General features: G+C 64.4%; 13 protein-coding genes and 1 pseudogene. 8 read left to right on the top strand and 6 right to left on the bottom strand.

All coding sequences use genetic code 11. The annotated features are described in order from the left end of the window. Nucleotides 1-320: 320 nt before the first annotated feature. Complete coding sequence (locus DQ229_RS07025) at nt 321-1418, bottom strand: histone deacetylase family protein (RefSeq protein ID WP_114965562.1); 1098 nt, start codon at nt 1416-1418, stop codon at nt 321-323. Between the two features lie 83 nt (nt 1419-1501). Beyond that, the gene (locus DQ229_RS07030; protein WP_155326460.1) at nt 1502-5407 is read right to left on the bottom strand and encodes an Ig-like domain-containing protein; all 3906 of its coding nucleotides are present in this window, start codon (nt 5405-5407) and stop codon (nt 1502-1504) included. A 331-nt stretch (nt 5408-5738) separates the two neighbouring features. Here DQ229_RS07030 and DQ229_RS07035 point away from each other — a divergent pair, with 331 nt between their 5' ends. Beyond that, on the top strand, nt 5739-7265 hold the full coding sequence (locus tag DQ229_RS07035) for a WG repeat-containing protein (RefSeq protein WP_162300782.1): 1527 nt from the start codon (nt 5739-5741) through the stop codon (nt 7263-7265). Nucleotides 7266-7290: 25 nt separating this feature from the next. On the opposite strand, the pseudogene DQ229_RS07040 reads toward DQ229_RS07035, so the two are convergent. Further along, a pseudogene (locus tag DQ229_RS07040) lies at nt 7291-7733 on the bottom strand (transposase); the annotation flags it as partial. Next, nucleotides 7718-8641, bottom strand: coding sequence for a hypothetical protein (locus DQ229_RS07045; protein WP_162300781.1), 924 nt, complete (start codon nt 8639-8641; stop codon nt 7718-7720). The pseudogene DQ229_RS07040 and the gene DQ229_RS07045, both read right to left, overlap by 16 nt. Before the next feature lie 295 nt (nt 8642-8936). Between DQ229_RS07045 and DQ229_RS07050 the strand changes: the two genes are divergently transcribed. The 3 genes from DQ229_RS07050 to DQ229_RS07060 all read left to right on the top strand — a co-directional run bounded on the left by DQ229_RS07050 (nt 8937) and on the right by DQ229_RS07060 (nt 10662). Continuing rightward, a complete protein-coding gene (locus DQ229_RS07050) occupies nt 8937-9569 on the top strand; it encodes a hypothetical protein (RefSeq protein WP_114965566.1) in 633 nt (210 codons plus the stop codon). Nucleotides 9570-9758: 189 nt separating this feature from the next. After that, the gene (locus DQ229_RS07055) at nt 9759-10097 is read left to right on the top strand and encodes a hypothetical protein (RefSeq protein WP_114965567.1); all 339 of its coding nucleotides are present in this window, start codon (nt 9759-9761) and stop codon (nt 10095-10097) included. 52 nt (nt 10098-10149) lie between these two features. After that, nucleotides 10150-10662 carry a response regulator transcription factor gene (locus DQ229_RS07060; RefSeq protein ID WP_114965568.1) on the top strand — a complete coding sequence of 171 codons (513 nt, stop codon included), beginning with the start codon at nt 10150-10152 and terminating at the stop codon, nt 10660-10662. A 158-nt stretch (nt 10663-10820) separates the two neighbouring features. On the opposite strand, the gene DQ229_RS07065 is transcribed toward DQ229_RS07060, so the two are convergent. Next, nucleotides 10821-11534, bottom strand: coding sequence for a hypothetical protein (locus DQ229_RS07065; protein ID WP_114965569.1), 714 nt, complete (start codon nt 11532-11534; stop codon nt 10821-10823). Between the two features lie 391 nt (nt 11535-11925). On the opposite strand from DQ229_RS07065, the gene DQ229_RS07070 reads away from it, so the two are divergent. The 4 genes from DQ229_RS07070 to DQ229_RS07085 all read left to right on the top strand — a co-directional run bounded on the left by DQ229_RS07070 (nt 11926) and on the right by DQ229_RS07085 (nt 17019). Beyond that, on the top strand, nt 11926-12438 hold the full coding sequence (locus tag DQ229_RS07070) for a hypothetical protein (RefSeq protein WP_114965570.1): 513 nt from the start codon (nt 11926-11928) through the stop codon (nt 12436-12438). A gap of 431 nt (nt 12439-12869) precedes the next feature. Further along, nucleotides 12870-13328 carry a (2Fe-2S)-binding protein gene (locus DQ229_RS07075; RefSeq protein WP_114965571.1) on the top strand — a complete coding sequence of 153 codons (459 nt, stop codon included), beginning with the start codon at nt 12870-12872 and terminating at the stop codon, nt 13326-13328. A gap of 1 nt (nt 13329) precedes the next feature. Further along, a complete protein-coding gene (locus DQ229_RS07080) occupies nt 13330-15570 on the top strand; it encodes a xanthine dehydrogenase family protein molybdopterin-binding subunit (protein WP_114965572.1) in 2241 nt (746 codons plus the stop codon). A gap of 138 nt (nt 15571-15708) precedes the next feature. Continuing rightward, on the top strand, nt 15709-17019 hold the full coding sequence (locus DQ229_RS07085; protein WP_114965573.1) for a cytochrome c: 1311 nt from the start codon (nt 15709-15711) through the stop codon (nt 17017-17019). A gap of 84 nt (nt 17020-17103) precedes the next feature. On the opposite strand, the gene DQ229_RS16265 is transcribed toward DQ229_RS07085, so the two are convergent. Beyond that, nucleotides 17104-17250 carry a hypothetical protein gene (locus DQ229_RS16265; protein WP_155326463.1) on the bottom strand — a complete coding sequence of 49 codons (147 nt, stop codon included), beginning with the start codon at nt 17248-17250 and terminating at the stop codon, nt 17104-17106. Nucleotides 17251-17380 lie beyond the last annotated feature (130 nt).

Below are 17380 nucleotides of genomic sequence, written 5' to 3' on the forward strand. Positions count from 1 at the left end.
GTTCGGCGTAAACAGAAACCGGGCTCCGGTCGCGGCTGGATGAAAGATCAGTGGCAGGTCACACCAGCCATGGAATATTGGCTGAGGAAAGATGAAACCCAACCCGATCAGCAGGTGCAAAGAGTAGCTTAACTTACGCCAGATCCTGTCAAGCGATCGGGGAGTAGCTCAGCCCGTCCGCTTCATCACCGCCGCCACGCTGGTCAGCGCGTTGATGGAAGACCGAGCTGGCGGCACATGAATGCACGCTGCACCGCCTGGTCAGCTTGAGCAAGAGGCCGCCGCCGGCAGATGCCTCCAACAGAGGACGCTCTTCGCCATCAAGCGTCGTCGCTGAACGCCGGCAGATGAAAGGCGGCGGCTTCTTCGACCTCGGCGAAACCACGCTCGCGAACCTCTTCAGGTGTCTCGCCTGCCAGAACGCGCAGCACCGTGTGAACGCTCCGCGAAAGCGACTCAAGCTGATAACCGCCCTCGAGCACAAGCGCCAGGCGGCCCTCGCAGTGCTTGTCGGCGATGTCCTGCACGATCCCGGTCATTGCCGAGAACCCCTCATGTCCGACATTGAGCGCGAAGTCGGCGCGATGGGCATCGAATCCGGCCGATACCAGCACGAAATCAGGCTTGAACCAGTCCGCTGCCGGTTGCAGCACCTCGCGCATTGCCTTCACAAAGGCCGCATCGCCGGCACCCGCGGGCATTGGCACGTTCACCGTGGTGCCCTCGCCAAGCCCGGCGCCGACCTCGCCGATCAGGCCCGAGCCGGGATAAAAGGGCGCCGCGCGGTGAATGTCGAAGAAAAGAACATCGGGACTGGCCCAGAAGATCTCCTGGGTGCCGTTGCCGTGGTGCGCGTCCCAGTCGATGATCAGGATCCGGTTGAACCCGAGTTCGGCCTTTGCATGGGCGGCGGCGACGGCCACGTTGTTGAACAGGCACGAGCCACGCGCACGCACCGACTCGGCATGGTGCCCGGGCGGGCGCACGAGTGCGAAGGCGCTATCTGTGACGCCGCTTGCCACCGCCTCGACCGCCGCGATGGCGGTTCCAGCCGCGATTTCTGCGGCCTCCACGCTTCCGGGCGAGACGGCGGTCGTGTCCACGTCGAGCCAGACGCTTCGCCCGCGCATCTTGTAGATACTGTCGAGATAGCCCGAGGTATGGACCCGCGCCAGTTGTTCTTGGCGCGCGCTGCGGCCGCCGGCATATGCGAGGCCCGCGATGGGCTCGGCGTTCAGAAGATCGCGGATTGCCACCAACCTTTCGGGTCGCTCTGGAAAGTTCCACTTCACTTCCAACCCGTTCAGGATATCTCGCACACGACGCTCCAACCGCCCGGGCAGGAAGGCATCCTCCACCTGCGGGCGGTGCTGCAGCATCCGCTCATCGAACAAGGCCAGAGCGCGGCGGTTTGTCATCAAGTCTCTCCAGTTCTTTTTTAGAAGAGCATGCCGCAGTTGCGGCGAAGATGCCAACAAAGCCTTCGCTCGTAGGTACGCACTCAATCCCGTGTCAGGTCGGCGCATTCGGCCGCCAGGCCGCCCTGCTGCGGGTCCGGCCGGTTCGCCCTTTGGTCCGAGAACATGCCCTGTCCGGCGATTTGCCGTCCATCGATAGTCAGCAGCGGGCCTTCGGGGGTTCCGCCCAGCAGGTCGCGCCAGGCGCCGCCCTGCCTGCGGCTGTGCATGGCGACGTATTCGACAAGTACCTCGCCTGCGCCGTCTATCTGTTGCGCCTCGATCAACTGGTGTTCGCGGTCGGGGAGCGAAACGATGCTGGCCGTAACGGAAAGACGCGCGCCGCCCTCGGGGCCGGCGCGCCCGCGTAGTTCAATCGCCTCACCCATTCCGCCGAGATCATCGCGCGCACATGAGAGGACTTCGAAATCAACCCGTTCGGCGCCGATGGTGAAGCGCCCCGACGGCGCACCCGCGGGATCCGGCGGGGCGGCTGGCACGGTCGCCGCCGTTTCGGCCTGCGGGGCCATGTCCGGGTTCGCCAGAATCCCGGCGCGCAGCGGGGGCGGGCCCGGATCGGGCATGGGCGTGGCGCGGGCGAAGCCATCTGTGGGAACGGGCCGCGCCGGTTGGTGGGTGATGGACGGGTCGAGCCAGACCTCGGCATGCGCCCGGTTCATGCCATCACTCGCCACCAGTCGCAGCAGCGCGGCCTCGCCCGCGACAAGCGCGTTGCGCGGCACGCGCGCATCGGTGCTGCTGATGGGCGCGGCAACCATCATCCAGGGTGCATCCGGGGCGGCACGATAGAGAAGGGTGAAGTCAAGATCATCCCCATCGGGGTCGTCCGCCTGCCAGCTCAGGCGCAGCGTGTCGCCCTCGACCCCGGCCACGCGGAAATCCCGGATCTCGGGCGGATGGGGGGTGCGGGTCAGTGCGGCAAGGCGCGTGTCGCCGTGATGCAGTTCTACCCGGTGCGGGGGCGCCGGGCTTTCGACCAGGGCCACGAAGCCCGCCCCCGGAACCGGCGCGTCCACCGCCCGGCGGGCCAGTACTTCTCCGGCAGCGTCCACAAGCACGAGCCGCACATCGCTGTCGGGCGGCGGCGGCGCGCTCCGGCGCACGATTGGGGAGACACTGTCGATGCGCGCCTGTCCGGCATCGTCCAGCATGCCGGTGACGACATAGAGCCGCGCCTCGGCCGGGTGATACTGGTTGTGTCCCGGATGGGCATTGGCGGCCCTGACCGGCGAGAGCGCCCGCGCCAGTTCGCTGTGCCAGGCGGGGCGCGGCGCGGCCGGCGCCAGCGGCCCGGCATCCGCATGGCGCTGCGCAATCTCGCCCAGCAGGTGAAGGTAATTGTCGCGGCTGATGAAATGGCGCTCATAGAGAAAGGCGCAGGGATACATCAGGGGCATGAGTCCCCAGGTGGTCTCGCCATTGCCTTCCTCATAGGACTTGTTCGCCCCGCCGCTGCCGTCCTGGGCCAGCCGGAACCCCTCGATCCCGCTCCAGTTGCGCCGTTCGGGCACATGCTCGCTGACGCCATCGACCATCACACGACCGCCGCTGCGGCATTCGATGCGGCGGTCATAGGCATACAAGACCCAGGGACGGTGCTCCAGCCCGTAGGCATGGCCGAATTCATGCGTGATGACGGGTTTTTCCACAGCGGCCGGTTTTGTCTCGAGCGCGGTGAGCGGCACGTTGAAGGTAATCAGCTGCGAGGGCCTGTCGGGAGGAAGGACCCGCCGCCCCAGCTCGTGCAGATATGTGGCCGGGGGTTCGGGCTGCAGTGGAACCTCCCAGACAGGTCCGGCGGGATAGCTGGTCCCGCCCCTGAACATGTCCGGCGGGAAGAACGCCACGATCTGATCCGGCCCCCCATGGGTAAGCACGGCGGTCTCCAGCTCATGCATGACGGCGTGGCGTGCGGCAGTGTAGGACTTGTCCTCGTCATCTTCGTCGATCTCCAGCGCGGCGGCATATCTGTCGTGCCAGGCTGGCGGCAGGGTGAACTCCCCGGCGTAGCGGCCATGCACGCCGGTCACCGGGAAGGTCTGCTCGGTGAAGGTTTCGGCATTGGCCACAGTCCGTCTGGCGATGCTGTGCGCCTGCGCCGGAACGCCGTCGCGCCAACTGCCCACGCGCATCATGTAATAGTCGAAGGTGAGCTCCGTCTGCAGATCGGACCAGGCGATTTCGGTGGCGCCGTCCTCTTCGCGCAGAGGGCGTTCGCACGGGTCGAGCGGCTCGATCACGCCGAAGGCCCGGCGGGTCTGGTCCGGCTCGGGCTGCCAGCCGAAGAAGTTGACGGTGTTGAGGGCCAGCCTGCGATCCTCCTGGGTGACCATGTCGCGATGCGGCACCTCGATCTCTTCCTCGACCGGATAGAGGATATTCTCGCGCGTCTCATCGGTGACCCAGGCATTGGCGGGGATGCGCCTGACGTGCCAATCCTCGTGATGGGTCAGGGGGCGCGCCCATTCGACATAGAGGCGGGTGAGGGTCTGCTTGCCGGCGATCAGCGGCGTATCGCGCGCAACCTGAAACAGGCGCGGCTCGATGTCATAGAGATCGGGCGCCGTGGCAAAGGTGAAGCCGAAGGGCCGCGGCAGCCTTGCCCCGTCGCGCCCGCGCGGGCCTGCCGCGCCGCCTGCCACGACGACCCTGTACCACGCGGCGGGCTCCAGGCTCTGCTGTGGGGTGATGAACAATCGCTCGCCGCGTATGCCCAGATCGGTCGCGACGGTGGTGAGCGCGCCGGCACTGTCAAGGTATTCGATACGCGCGACGCTCGCGCCCAGCGCGGACGGGTCGAGCGCGCGATCGAATTCGACCACGAGTCCGGGGTCGTCGCGATCGGCGTTGCGCGCGCCACCCGGCGGGAAATAGCTTTCGACCTGCAGGACCGGGGTGCGCCGGCCGCCCCTTGCCTGCGCCAGCGCGGGGCTTCCCAGCATTGCGACGGAGGGCACGGCGCCATTGGGCGCCTCGAAGCGGGCGGAAATCTGAAGCGGGCCGCGCTGCTCGCGCCGCTCGATCAGCTCTCGGTGCGTTTCGCGCTTCTCGCTTAGCTCGGTGACGGCAACCGTAGGCCCCGAAAGCTGCAGGACGCCGTAAACCCCGGTATCGGTGATTTCCTCGATCAGCACTTCGCCTTCCAGCCGGCCATGGAGCATGGTGTGCTGGAAGTGCGTGGCGGTTTCTTCCCACCAGAAGTAGAAGGCAGGCAGGGTCGGCAGGATGCCTTGCGGTTTGTCGCGCGGGGCCTCGGCCACCGCGTCGTATCGCTCGCCCGGCTCCAGATCCTCGGCCCGGATGCCGGGTAGCTGAACCGCGAACGCCGCCGCCGCTTGTGGCCGCCAGCCGGTGCGGCCGCCATGCGTGACGGGCCCGGCGCGCCCGCCTATGCGATAGGTGGCGGGGCTGGCCAGATGGAAAACCACATCGCGTGTATCCGCGTCCGAGGGGATCAGCGCGTTGAGCCCTTCGAGCCCCCCGATGCCGAATGCTCCGTCCTGCCCGCCACCCATGACCGCGCCGAGCGCGCGTAGCATGTCAACGGGGTTTCCGGCCGCGTCGAGCCCCTGAACCCGCTCGCGCAGCATTTCGGCGCGGCTTTCGACGTCGCCCTTGGCGGTATCGGGATCAATGGCGCCGCTGAGCAGAAGGCTGGAAATGTCCAATTCGGCAAGGGGCTGCGCGCAGGCGGTGCCGGCCTCGGTCACCAGCCCAGACAGGCTGATCTGCGCTTGCCCCGGGCGGCGCCCGCCATCGTCGAAAATCTCGCGCAAGTCGGACATTTGCGCCGCCTGCAACTGCGCGAGCACCGGGATGCGGTCAGTCCCGGCGAGGCGCGCTTCCTCGACAGCGGCAAGGCTGCAACCGATCACCGGAGGCGGGCGCACGGGCTGGCACATCTCGGGCTGGGCCAGCGCCGGAAGCACCGCAAAAATGCAAGCAACCGCTCCAAACAGCGGACATGTGATCGCGCGGACCAGACGCATCGTCTTGTTCTCGCAACCCAGGGAATCTGTCAGCGAGATAGACCTTACCATAACCCAGCCCTGAATTGGAGCCGCGCGTTACCCGCCAAGGGTTCCAAGGTTTTTTGGGGTCCGGAGTTGACCGTTGCGCCGGCTTTGGTACCTAATCGGCGTATCCTGACGCCTCGATGGGCTGACGGCATCATTCGGCTGCCAGGGCCATCCCGAGCGTCCTCGACCGCCTCGACCGGAATGCAGGGGCGAGGCAAAAATGCACGGGAGGGATAGGATCATGTGGGCAATCAGATGGACAGCGCTGGTCGGAGGCGCAGCAGTAGCAGTGGCGCTGACAGGGCATCCCTTGTCGGCGCAAGAGGCCGCCTGCACCGACACCGAGTGTTTTGTAAACGCCGTCGCCGACTGCCGGGCAACGACATTCGAGACCGCCGAACCCGGCGGAATGGATGCAAGGGGGCGGTATCGCGTTCTGGGGCATGAGGGGCCCGCCTGCCGCATCGAGTTCACCTTCCTGGAGAACCCGAACCCCGCCTGGGTGGAGACCCCCTTCACCTTCCTGGTCGATCCCAGCATGTCATCGCCGGAGATGATCCACGGCGCGGTGGAGACCTGCCTGCTCGGCGGTGCGGAGTGGTACCAGTGCGAGGGGCCGCTCATCGAGTTGATCGTGGGGCTTTCGGAGCCGGAGGAGGGGCTCGTCGACGGAACCGGGCCGCTGCCCTGCGGAGAGCCTGTCGGGGAAACCGGCCCGGCGCTCTACCCGATGCCGGAAAACGGCAGGTGGGGATATGTCGATCGCGACGGCGCCTGGCAGATCGAACCGCAATGGCAACGTGCGACGGACTTCAGCGAGGGGCGCGCCGCGGTCGGAGGGCCGTCTGGCTGGGGGATCATTGACCGCGAAGGCAACACCATCCTGCCCCCCCAGTACCAGGGGGCAACCTTCGTCACCATCGGCGGGCAGAACTGGTATGGCTCCCCCTTCTCGACTTATTCCGAGGGATGCACGGTGATGACCCATTTCACCGATATGGAGCAGCCCTCGTTCTTCGTAGATCGGCAGGGGCAGGTCTATTGGCGCGGCGAGAATCTGCCTGAAACGCTCGCCGGTCGTGACATCCGCCGCTTCGGCGTATTCTCGGAAGGGGTGGCCTGGTTCCAGGACGGGTTCGGCGAGGAGGCGCGCTTTGGCTGGGTGGACGCGCAGGGCGAGATCGTGATCGCACCCGAGTTCGTCGCGGCCGGCCGCTTCGCCGAAGGATTGGCTTTCGCAGCGGTGCGCGACGGCCAGGGTGCCTATATCGACCGCGACGGCCAGCCGGTGCTGCCGCGCAAGTGGACGCTGTATGGCGGCGCGCCGTTTTCCGAGGGCATCGCAAAGGTGAATACCGGCGCTTTTGACGTGTCCTACTGGCAGCGCGACAATGCCGTGGCGTTCGAAACGGTCGATTTCGGCGCCGCGCAGGGCGAGCGCCCGGCCAGCGCCGGCATCGGCGATGAGGCGGGCAGCTTCCGCGACGGGCGCGCCCCGATCATCACCGATTTTCTGGACGGTGACGATCTGGTCTATGTCCGCGCTGATGGCACCGTGGCCTTCGAGCCGGACGCGCTTGACGGCATCGCGGTGTGCAACCGCCGCGCGCTGCCGGAGTTCCGCAACGGGCTGGTGCGGCTTCTGGTCGCCGATGACGGCGAGAATTGCGGCGATGAGCCGTTCTATGCGGCAATGGCGCAGTACGATACCGCGCATTACGTCTATCTCGATACCGAAGGCGATGTCGTCCTGCGTCAGGAGAAATAGGGCATGCCTTTCGCGAAGACCGATCGCGCGGCGACTTGTTCAGGACATTGGCGACCTTGTGGACCAACACCGTTGATGCTGCGTGCCCGGGAAGACCTCGTCGAGCGCCTTCCAGAACCCCATCGCCCCGTCGCCAACAGCGACTTCCGGCGGGACGGCAAGGCCGCGAGCCTTGATGTCGACGAGCAGCTCGCGCCAGCTTTGCGCGTTCTCACGCACACCGACCTGGAAGCCGACGATCTCCTTCTTTCCTTCGGGCGTGGCCAGGAGAATGACCAGGATAGACTCGGCTTGAGGCTCCATCAGGGCCTGAAGGTAAACACCGCCCGCCCAGATGTAGACATAGCGCCGGGCCGAGAGATCACGGCGCTGCCAGCGGTCATATTCCTGCTGCCACTCTTCGGTCAGGCGCGAAATCACAATCGGGGCTGTGTCAGCGGTGTGGGGGTGCGTCAGTCGCGCATTCGCGACGCGACATCAGCTGCCTCGACCGAAACCGAAACCCGCCCGTTGCCGGTGGTGGCACTGATATTGCGCATCTCGACACAGCGCGTCCGGCCCGCGTTGGAGTCGAACGTTTCAAACCGCAACGCATTTATCCGCTGATCCGTGTCCAGCCAGGCGTCATGGATCGTGCCCATGACAAAACCGTTGCGGTCGGCCACCGGCATTCCGTTCAGGGCGTTGGTATTGCCGCCTGCGGCACAGCCGCCGCCGGAGCCGAACTGGCGCGGCACCGGGCCGATCGGCGGGGTTGGGTTGCCGTTACCGGGCCCGGTTCCATTCCCGTTCCCGTTGCCGTTCCCATTGCCATTGCCGTTCCCGTTGCCATTCCCATTGCCGTCCCCGTTTCCGGGGCCGTTGTCGTTGCCGCCGATTGACACATCCACACCGACCCCATCTCCACCAATGCCAACGCCGGCATTCACGCCGTCGCTGCCGCCAATACTGGCATTGACGCCAGCACCATCACCGCCGACACCGACCTCGGCGTTTACACCGCTGTCGCCGCCGATGCTGGCATCCACGCCGACACCATCATCGCCAACCCCGACGCCGGCGTTCACGCCGCTATCGCCACCGATGCTGACGCCGATACCATCACCCGAGATGTCCACACCGATACCGTTGTCACCGCCGATGCTGAACGCGCCCGCCGGTATGACCGTGGCGGACGCCGCCGCGAAGGCCAGCCCCAAAACCAGGGGGAACTGCCGAAAACCATTCCTGCGCCCTTCGCGACGCGGATACACTGAAACCTTGCATTGGATATTCATAATCAAACCTCGTTTCACCTTCCCGGATACCCGGCCTGCGCCGGAGAGGCGCAACGCCTCCGAGAAAGGCCGATAACGAGATCGCGTGCGGCTGTTCATCGCCCAAAGGTAGGTTTCGCACCAAGGTCGGATCATCCGTGGCGCGATGGCCGGACGCGGGCCTTTTCCTCCTTTGGTATGAAATGCCGTGCGCCCGACCGAGGTTCGATATCCCTGCGAAAGGCTCCTCTCCTAATGTTGATGCAGGCAGCCGGGCATGACGCCTCAATTCGTCACCACCCGGATAAGGCGCGAGGTTCGGCGGCGCGGCGGATGATACGAGACCAGTCACGCGCCCGTCCCGCTCCCGTGATGTCCGGTTGCCGACCTGTTTGTATGGATCGGAGTCTGACGTATGCCAAGTTTCATCCACGATATTGCCCGCCGGCTCACGCCTGAAGGCGCATTGCAAGGCCCCGGAGCGGCATGGCAGCCCGACCGCGACCCCGAGCGCGCGCATTGCGTGGCCCGTCCGCACAACCCGAAGGGTGCGTCCTGCCTGGAGCGCCACCTCGCCCCGCAGGACATGTCGGGGATCGCGCATGCCAAGGCTTCGTCACGCCCGGCGCACCGTTTCTACCGTAATGCGGCAAATTCGCGGGCCTGTATCCTCGTCGGCATGATGAAGGGTGGCTTTCTCGACCATTTCGAGTTGCTTTGCGAACGTATGCAGGACATCGCCTGCGCCAATGATCTGGCCGAGGCCACGGCGGTGCGCTTCGGTCGCTCGCGCCGCCCCCCACGCCTGCTTCTGGTGGATGTCGACGTGATCAGCCCGTGCCATCGCGTGGTGGAGGATCTGATCGCCTTCCGCCGCGCCGAGCCGGAAACCCCAATCATCATCGGCTCGCGCGAGTTCCGCTGCAACGATTTCAGCATGGAGCGCGCGGCAATCGCCGATGCCTCGCTGCGGCTGCCCGCCGCCGGCACGGAGCTGGGCATGGCGCTTGCGCTCGCCGTCGAGAACAACGGTCAGATGGCGGCATGAACACAGTCGCGCCATGCTCTTGCGGGCCGATGTTGTCGGGGCGCTCCGGCTGCGATAATCAAGGCGGAAACCTGCAATAATCAGGCGGCCCATTTGCGCAAGCCCCGGAACAGAAGGCCGGCGATCCGGCCCGCGGTGTTACTCGCCTGCCTTGTCTTCGGCGGGCTGTCTTGGCTTTCTCCTGCGGCGGTGGCCGATGTCGCGCCGGGCCGCTTCGACGCCGAACAGGTCATGGCCGCCTCGGCCCAGCCGCCCGAACTGCGGCATATCCAGGTGCTCACGGCCCTGGAGGATGCGGGCTACACGCTGGTCGAATTGCGGCGCACCTGGCTTAACCGTATTCTGATACGGGCGCGCAACAGCCGCCACCTGCGCGAGATCGTCATCAGCCGTTCGACCGGCAGCATCCTGCGTGACGTCGTGCTGGAAACCTACGACCCGGACGCCCCGCCCGGCCAGCGCTGGCCCGACGGCATGCCGCCCGAGGATATTTCCCCCGACGACATCGATCCGGAGCTCTTCCCATGAGGGGCAAACGCCGGGCAGGCTCCGCGCACGGGCACATGCCGGGAGCACGGCCATGATCTATGGGCGGCGCCTGATCCTGCTGCTTGTGCCGGTGGTGCTGATCCAGTTGGCAAGTGCGGCTTACTTCATCCTAAAGATTTCGGCCGATCTGTTCCTCTGGCAGGTCCCCGTCATCCCCTGGGAGGCGCTGGAAGTGCTGGAGCTGTTGGCCAGCCTCGGCCTGTTGTCCGGCCTCGCGATCAGCCTGGCGCTGATCCATGTCTCCGCCCGACGGATAAACCGTTTGTCGATGCAGATCGGGGCCGTCGCGGGCGAGTTCCAGAAATACATGGAGCAACAGTTCGACGACTGGCAACTCACCCCGACCGAGAAGAATGTCGCGCTGCTGGTGATCAAGGGCTTCAGTAATGCCGAGATCGCCCGGCTGCGCGGCACCACGGAGTCGACGGTCAAGTCGCAGCTTACATCCATCTTCCGCAAGACGGGGCTGGCCACCCGCCAGCAGCTGACCACCTATCTGATCGAAGACCTGATGGCCGCCGTCGAGCCCGGAGAACGCGGCTGAGCCTGGCGAGACCACCGCCCGCCCCTCTCCCGCCCGGATGCCTTGTTCGCCCGAAAGAATGTTTGGCCGGCGCGCCCCCGTCACTGGCGCGACGGGGGAAGACCGGAACCGACCGTGATGCGAGGGGCGCAAACGATAGCCGGCAGGTCAGCCGTGGTTCAACGCGGCAGCGCGCCAGCCAGCCGGTCCCACGTGACCGGCAGCATCATTGCGCCATTGCCCAGCCGCACATCCGAGGTGCGGATCATCACACAGGCCGAGGCCACCCCATCGCGCGGAATGGTGGCGATGCGCAGGCTTTCGAATCCCAGATCGTGCCCGACCATCGTGTCATGCACGACGCCCAGGGCGCGCCCCTGCGGATCGAAGGCGACAAACCCGTCATAGACCGAGCTGTTACCATCCTTTCGGCAGCGCATCCGCTGCGCGACCGCCAGTTGTTGCGGTGTCACGCCTTCAAGCTCCACGTCGCCGATGGTGTCTGGCGGGCCGCCCTCACCGGGCCCATTGCCACCATCGCCGGGCTCTGTTGGGCTGCTGCCAAGCGAAACCTCGGCCTCGAGCAGCGAGTCGGAACTGCCAATCGTTGCGCCGGCATTGAGGCCGCCTTCGCCACCGACCGAAGCATCCACTCCCGCAACCGACCCGCCGCCCACGGAAGCGCCGGCGTTGACCCCGCTATCACCCCCGACACTTGCGCCTACACTGAGGCCGTCATCGGTCCCGACGCTGATACCGACCCCGCTGTCGCCACCGATGCTGAGGCTCAGGCCGTAAGCAGCGGGCGCGGCGCCAATTGCAAGCGTCAGGCAAAGCGCGATAGCGGTGGAGTGGAAAGGTTTGGCAGACAAGTTCTGTACACGAAGCGTCATGATTCATTCCCTGATTCAAATGCAAAGCGCTGGAAAAGCTCCAATTCCAACAGCATCCAAAAAGATTCTGAAAAAGTTATGGCATAAATGTGCATTATCCTGGGTTGAAATCAACCCTGAATAAGATATCCAAGCGTGTGGCCTGTTTTCAGTGTGGTTACCGGCGCGGAGCGCCCGCATGATGCCCTTGGCTACCAGGCTTCAGCCGGCGACGCGCAAACCCTGGCTACCGCAATCGCCCGCGCGGCACGAGCTTGCTCAACCTGCGCCCGAACGACGCAATCACCGATCTGCCCAAGCCAACTTTTGAGACTCCGTGCGCCCCAATGTGCATTCGGATCGCGGGATCAGATGCGGTAGACCATGAGGGCAGCAATCCTGAGGCCGGACAATGGATTCTGCACAGAACCTTTCGGATATTGCATCTGGCGCACGCGCCGCGGTGGCTCTCAGCCGTGCGGCGAAATCCGAGGCCCTTGCCAGCTTCAGGTTCCTGTTTCTGGCCGAAGCGGCCGCCCCCTCACTGACCTGCGCGCCGGCTTGCGCGACTCTGGTGCCGAAGTCAAGCTGTTCAGCTGTTCAAAAGCCCGCCCCCTTCTTCAACAAGGCTTTGACGCAGGGCGATGCGCAAACGCTATGTGTCGTCAACATCGACGATTTCGGCGGCCTCGGCCCCCTCTACGAGCGGCTGCGCAGGTTTAGCGAGACGGCGCCTTACGTGCCGATCGTTCTTTTGTCGTTCGGCTTTCGCAGTGATGACTTCACGCCAACGCGCCTGCCGGTGATTGGCGATCAGGCCCTTGCCAAGACGTGGCGGCCTATGGCGGGCGCGGCGCTTCACGTGCTGAGGGCTGCCAGTGGAAAATGGCCTGCACAGAAAAGGGGATTCGGTTGCCCTGAATGAAGTTTCGGGGCAGCGCCGCTGTCACGGCAGGTTTGAATGCGAATATCTGAAGATAATATGAAGATTGGTTAAATGGCTGAGATATATATTTTAATTTTTCTTTATTTCGGTGTTCGGTAAGCTCTTCCCATGAATGTCAGTGGAATTGACTTGTTTTTCTAGATTTTATTTTTATCTCGAAATAACAATATCTTACGCATTATGATAAAAAAATAGAACGCAATTTCTCTGGACCGATTGCCAATCTGCGTCATAGACTGAGAGTCGGCATGACCGAGGCGGCGCAATCTGCTCTTTGCAATTCGCGTTAGGCGGGTCTCTGCATTTATTTGAATGCGTCTCCCCGGGAAATGGGCTTTTGGCCCAGGTGCCGTTTGTGCCGAGTTTGCTCCGGCCTGGCTGGAGCATGTTGACAACAGAGGAGGAGTCCAGTGGTAGCTTTCAGACTGAATGGTGAGGACGTCGATCTCGATGTTCCAAACGATTCCACACTGCTTTATGTGCTCGCCTTCGACGCCAATGCACTGGGCCCGAAATACGGATGCGGCAAGTCGCAATGCGGATCCTGCACGGTGCTTATCGATGGCGACCCGGTGCGTTCCTGCGATGTCACCGTTTCGGCCGCTGCCGGCCGTCAGGTGACGACCCTTGCAGGATTGCGTGAAGCCGACGGTGGCCCCGGCCCCCTGCAGCGCGCCATGATCGAAGAGCAGGCCGCACAATGCGGATACTGCACCGCAGGCGCAATCATGCAGGCGCAGGCGCTGCTTGACCGTAACCCCAACCCGACCGAATCCGAGGTGCGTTCGGGGCTGAACGAGATTCTCTGCCGCTGCGGCAGCCATAACCGCATCGTGCGGGCCGTTCTTCGCGCAGCAGAGGAGATATGAGATGAACAAGATGCTTTCACTCAGCCGCCGCGGCTTCCTGAAGAAGACCGGCTGCCTGACAGTCGCCTTCAGCCTGCCGCTGAGCATGAGCGCCGATCTGGCCTTTGCAGAGGACGCGCTTGCCGATGCGCATGGCGATCTGCGCTCCAACCCGATGCTTGATGCCTGGATCCGCATCAATGCAGATGGCACGGTCGATCTGATGATCGGCAAGGTCGAGCTGGGGCAGGGGATCGTCACGGCCTTTGCCCAGGTTGCCGCCGAACATCTGGACGTGGATATCGCGCGGCTCGACATCCTGTCGGGCGATACTTTCTACGCCCCTGACCAGGGCACCACGGCAGGCTCGAACTCCATGCCTGCGGCCTATGGGGCGCTGCGTGTCGTCGCCTCCGAGGTGCGTGCGGTGCTGTTGGATCTGGCCGCTGACGAACTGGGCGTGCCGGTAGATGACCTGTCGGTCGAAGACGGCACCATCACCGGGCCGAACGGCGCCGAAACCACCTATTGGGATCTGGTCGAGGGGGAAACCCTGCATCGCGAGGCCACGGGGCAGGCCCCGCTGAAATCGCCCGAGGATTTCCGCGTCATCGGGCAACGTGTGCCGCGGCTCGACATTCCCGGAATGATGAATGGCGAGACGACCTTCCTGCAGGATCTGCGCCCCGAAGGCATGGTCTTCGGCCAGGTCGTCCGGCCGCCCACATACAGGGCACGGCTTGCCAATGTGGAAACCGCCGCCGCCGAGGCCTTGCCCGGCGTCATGGCCGTCATCCGCAACGGCAGCTTCCTGGGCGTGGTGGCCGAACGTCAGGACCAGGCGCTCAATGCCGCCAATGTGTTGCGCCAGGTGGCCGAATGGGAGGTCGAATCCAACCTGCCCGGCAACGAAAACATGAAGGAGTGGCTGCTTTCGCAGGAAGCCATCGTCAGCAAGAAGAAGGACGAGCCGCGCTCAGGCGGGCCAGAGCCTGCCAAGTGGATGGAGGCCGAATACTACCGGCCCTATCACATGCACGGCTCGCTTGGCACTTCGGCGGCAATCGCGACCTTGGGGGATGATGGCGTGACAACCGTCCAGACCCACAGCCAGAGCGTCTATGCCACGGCGCGTGCGATTGCCGGGATGCTGGGAGTCGAGGAAGATCAGGTGCATCTGCAGCATGTCCAGGGCTCGGGGTGCTACGGGCACAACATGGCCGACGATGCCGCGGCGGATGCCGCGCTTCTGGCACAGGCCGTGCCGGGGCGCCCGGTCTTCATGCAGTACACGCGCGAGGATGAACACCGCTGGGAGCCATACGGCTCGGCCATGGTGCTGAAGACTCGCGCGGGGCTGGACGAGGACGGCAATGTCCTGGACTGGGAGTTCGATGTCTACTCGACCCCCCACGGGATGCGTCCGGGCGGTAATCCAGCACGGCTGATTCCGGCCCAGTATCTTGACCCGCCATTTGACGAGATCGGCATTCCGCAGCAGTCGGGCGGGCCGCCCAACTACAACACGGCCCGCAACGCTATTGCCGATTACGCGTTTCCCGGGCATGTGGTCACCGACCACTATGTGCCGCAGATACCGCTGCGCGTGTCGTCCACCCGTGGGCTCGGCGCCTTTGCCAACATCTTCGCCTGCGAATCCTTCATGGATGAGCTGGCGCATGATGCGGGCGTGGATCCGGTGGAATACCGCCTGCGCCACATGGAGGACGAGCGCGCGCGTGACTGCATCATGGCAGCGGCCGAACGCTTCGGCTGGGACAGCTTTGAAGGCGGGCGCAACCGTGGCCGTGGCTTTGCCTTCGCGCGCTACAAGAACTACGCCGCGATGTCGGCCGTGGCGCTTGAGGTCGAGGTCAACCCCCGCAACGGGCGCATCCGTGTGATCCGGGCGGTGACGGCAAGCGATGCGGGTGAAATCGTCAATCCCGACGGTCTGGAGAACCAGATCGAGGGCGGGCTGATCCAGATGCTGAGTTGGACGCTGAAGGAGGAAGTCCGTTTCGACGATACGCGGGTCATGTCCGATGATTGGGCAAGCTATCCGATCCTGACCTTCAACGAGGTTCCCCCGATCGAGAACGTATTGATCAACCGCCCGGGCGAGCCTTACCTGGGCGCGGGGGAAACCCTGGTCGGCCAGGCCGGGGCTTCGGTGGCAAATGCCGTCTTCGATGCTGTCGGGGTGCGGATGCGTGATCTGCCCCTCACACCCAGCCGCGTGCAGGACGCCTTGCGGGGCTGAGCCCAGCACAGGCAAAACACCAGAAGCGGGCCGGTCAGGGCGATATGCCCGGTCGGCCCGTTTTCCGGAATCACGGGTTTTGCGGCCTTGTGCAACCGGTCGGGCGCATGGGGCTGCAGCAGAATTGAAGCGTAGCGCATGAAAATCAGAACCATACTTTTTGGAACCGCTGCCGTTGTCATGGTCGCGGGGGTGGGCCTTGTCGTCTGGGCCGAGCGTCATCCGGCGCTTGCGCCTGTTGATCCGCCTGATCCGGATACGCTGGACAGTGCACTTGTGGAACAGGGTGAAATGCTCGCAGCGGCCGGCTATTGCAGCAGTTGCCACACCACCAGTTCCGCCGAGCCCTATGCAGGCGGCCGCCCGATGGAGACGCCCTTTGGCATCGTCTATGCCACCAACATTTCCCCCGACCCTGAAACCGGGATCGGCACCTGGTCGGAAGAGGCATTCAAACGCGCCATGCACGAAGGCATCCGCGACGATGGCGCTTATCTGTATCCGGCGTTTCCGTATGACCATTTCACGCAGATCACCGACGAGGACATTTCGGCCCTCTATGCCTATTTCATGGCGCAGGAGCCGATCCGGGCCGAGACACCTGCCAACGAGCTTGGCTTTCCCTTCAACATCCGCACCTTGCTGGCCGGGTGGAATTTGCTCTATTTCACGCCGGGCCGGTTCGCGCCCGACCCCGAGCGCGGCGAAGAATGGAACCGCGGCGCGTATCTGGTCGAGGCGCTTGGCCATTGCGGGGCCTGCCATACGCCGCGCAACGCCTTTGGCGCGCGTGAGACGGCGCGCAAGTTCGAAGGTGCAAGAGTTGATGGCTGGTATGCAACGGGTATCGGGCCGGGGTCGCCCTCGCCGCTGCAATGGTCTGAATGGGCCATGGTCAATTACCTGATCGATGGATGGGACCGTGACCACGGCATCGCCGCGGGCCCGATGACACCGGTTGTCAACAACCTCGCCCATCTGCCCGAGGATGACATTTACGACATGGCCGAGTATCTGCTGTCGTTTCAGGAAGACGACGGTCGCGATCACGAGGCCATCCTCGCGCTCGCTGAGGAGCGGGAATTCGAAAGCCAGACCATCCCCGAGGCCGATCTGCTCGATGACCCGGCCCTGCGGCGCGGGCAGGAGCGCTTTGCCGGTTCCTGTGCCGATTGCCACAGGCGTGTGGCGGATACGACGCCGCTGGCGCTGGTGTCATCGGTGACAGGGCCCGATCCGATCAACCTGATCAATGTCACGATCGACGGTATCCGCCCGCCTGACGGGGTGCCCGACAAATCCATGCCTCGCTTCACCACGATCGGCGACGAGGAATTGCGCGATCTGGTGGCTTTCATCCGCCACCACTTTACCGACCTGCCGGAATGGGAGGACATTGACGAGGCGATTGCGACGGCCCGCCAAACCTTCGGCCGGCGTTCCGACTGATAGTGCAGCCCTACCGCGCCGGCCGGTGGGCCGAGGCGGTGGGACCCTGGCCTTTGCGCGGTCCACGGGACCATGCGGCGCAGGTCACATCATGATCAGGATTTTATCCGCAAGCTGCGTGAAGGCTGTGTAACGGCATGGATTCGCAAAGTGAAGAAACAGCCCAACAAATGCGGATGGGCTGCGCCCCTGCGCTGCTTCGGGGAAATTCGCCCCGATATCCCCGGTCATCTCCCATCGTCACTATCCATGTCGGTGACACCCGGCCCCTCTTCCTGCCTGAAATCCGCCATCGCAAGCTGTCTGAAGTCAGCGCCCATGGGACAATTTAGGCATATTGCGGAACGGAGGGTTTCTGGCT

It is taken from the genome of Alkalilacustris brevis, assembly GCF_003350345.1.
GTDB classification, from domain to species: Bacteria; Pseudomonadota; Alphaproteobacteria; order Rhodobacterales; family Rhodobacteraceae; genus Alkalilacustris; species Alkalilacustris brevis.

What these genes read in the sequence shown, in the direction of transcription:
- DQ229_RS07025 (WP_114965562.1), bottom strand. Translation starts at nt 1,418, where the DNA reads ATGACAAACCGCCGCGCTCTGGCCTTGTTCGATGAGCGGATGCTGCAG.
- DQ229_RS07065 (WP_114965569.1), bottom strand. Translation starts at nt 11,534, where the DNA reads ATGACGCTTCGTGTACAGAACTTGTCTGCCAAACCTTTCCACTCCACC.
- DQ229_RS07070 (WP_114965570.1), top strand. Translation starts at nt 11,926, where the DNA reads ATGGATTCTGCACAGAACCTTTCGGATATTGCATCTGGCGCACGCGCC.
- DQ229_RS07080 (WP_114965572.1), top strand. Translation starts at nt 13,330, where the DNA reads ATGAACAAGATGCTTTCACTCAGCCGCCGCGGCTTCCTGAAGAAGACC.
- DQ229_RS07085 (WP_114965573.1), top strand. Translation starts at nt 15,709, where the DNA reads ATGAAAATCAGAACCATACTTTTTGGAACCGCTGCCGTTGTCATGGTC.
- DQ229_RS07060 (WP_114965568.1), top strand. Translation starts at nt 10,150, where the DNA reads ATGATCTATGGGCGGCGCCTGATCCTGCTGCTTGTGCCGGTGGTGCTG.
- DQ229_RS07035 (WP_162300782.1), top strand. Translation starts at nt 5,739, where the DNA reads ATGTGGGCAATCAGATGGACAGCGCTGGTCGGAGGCGCAGCAGTAGCA.
- DQ229_RS07045 (WP_162300781.1), bottom strand. Translation starts at nt 8,641, where the DNA reads ATGAACAGCCGCACGCGATCTCGTTATCGGCCTTTCTCGGAGGCGTTG.
- DQ229_RS16265 (WP_155326463.1), bottom strand. Translation starts at nt 17,250, where the DNA reads ATGACCGGGGATATCGGGGCGAATTTCCCCGAAGCAGCGCAGGGGCGC.
- DQ229_RS07050 (WP_114965566.1), top strand. Translation starts at nt 8,937, where the DNA reads ATGCCAAGTTTCATCCACGATATTGCCCGCCGGCTCACGCCTGAAGGC.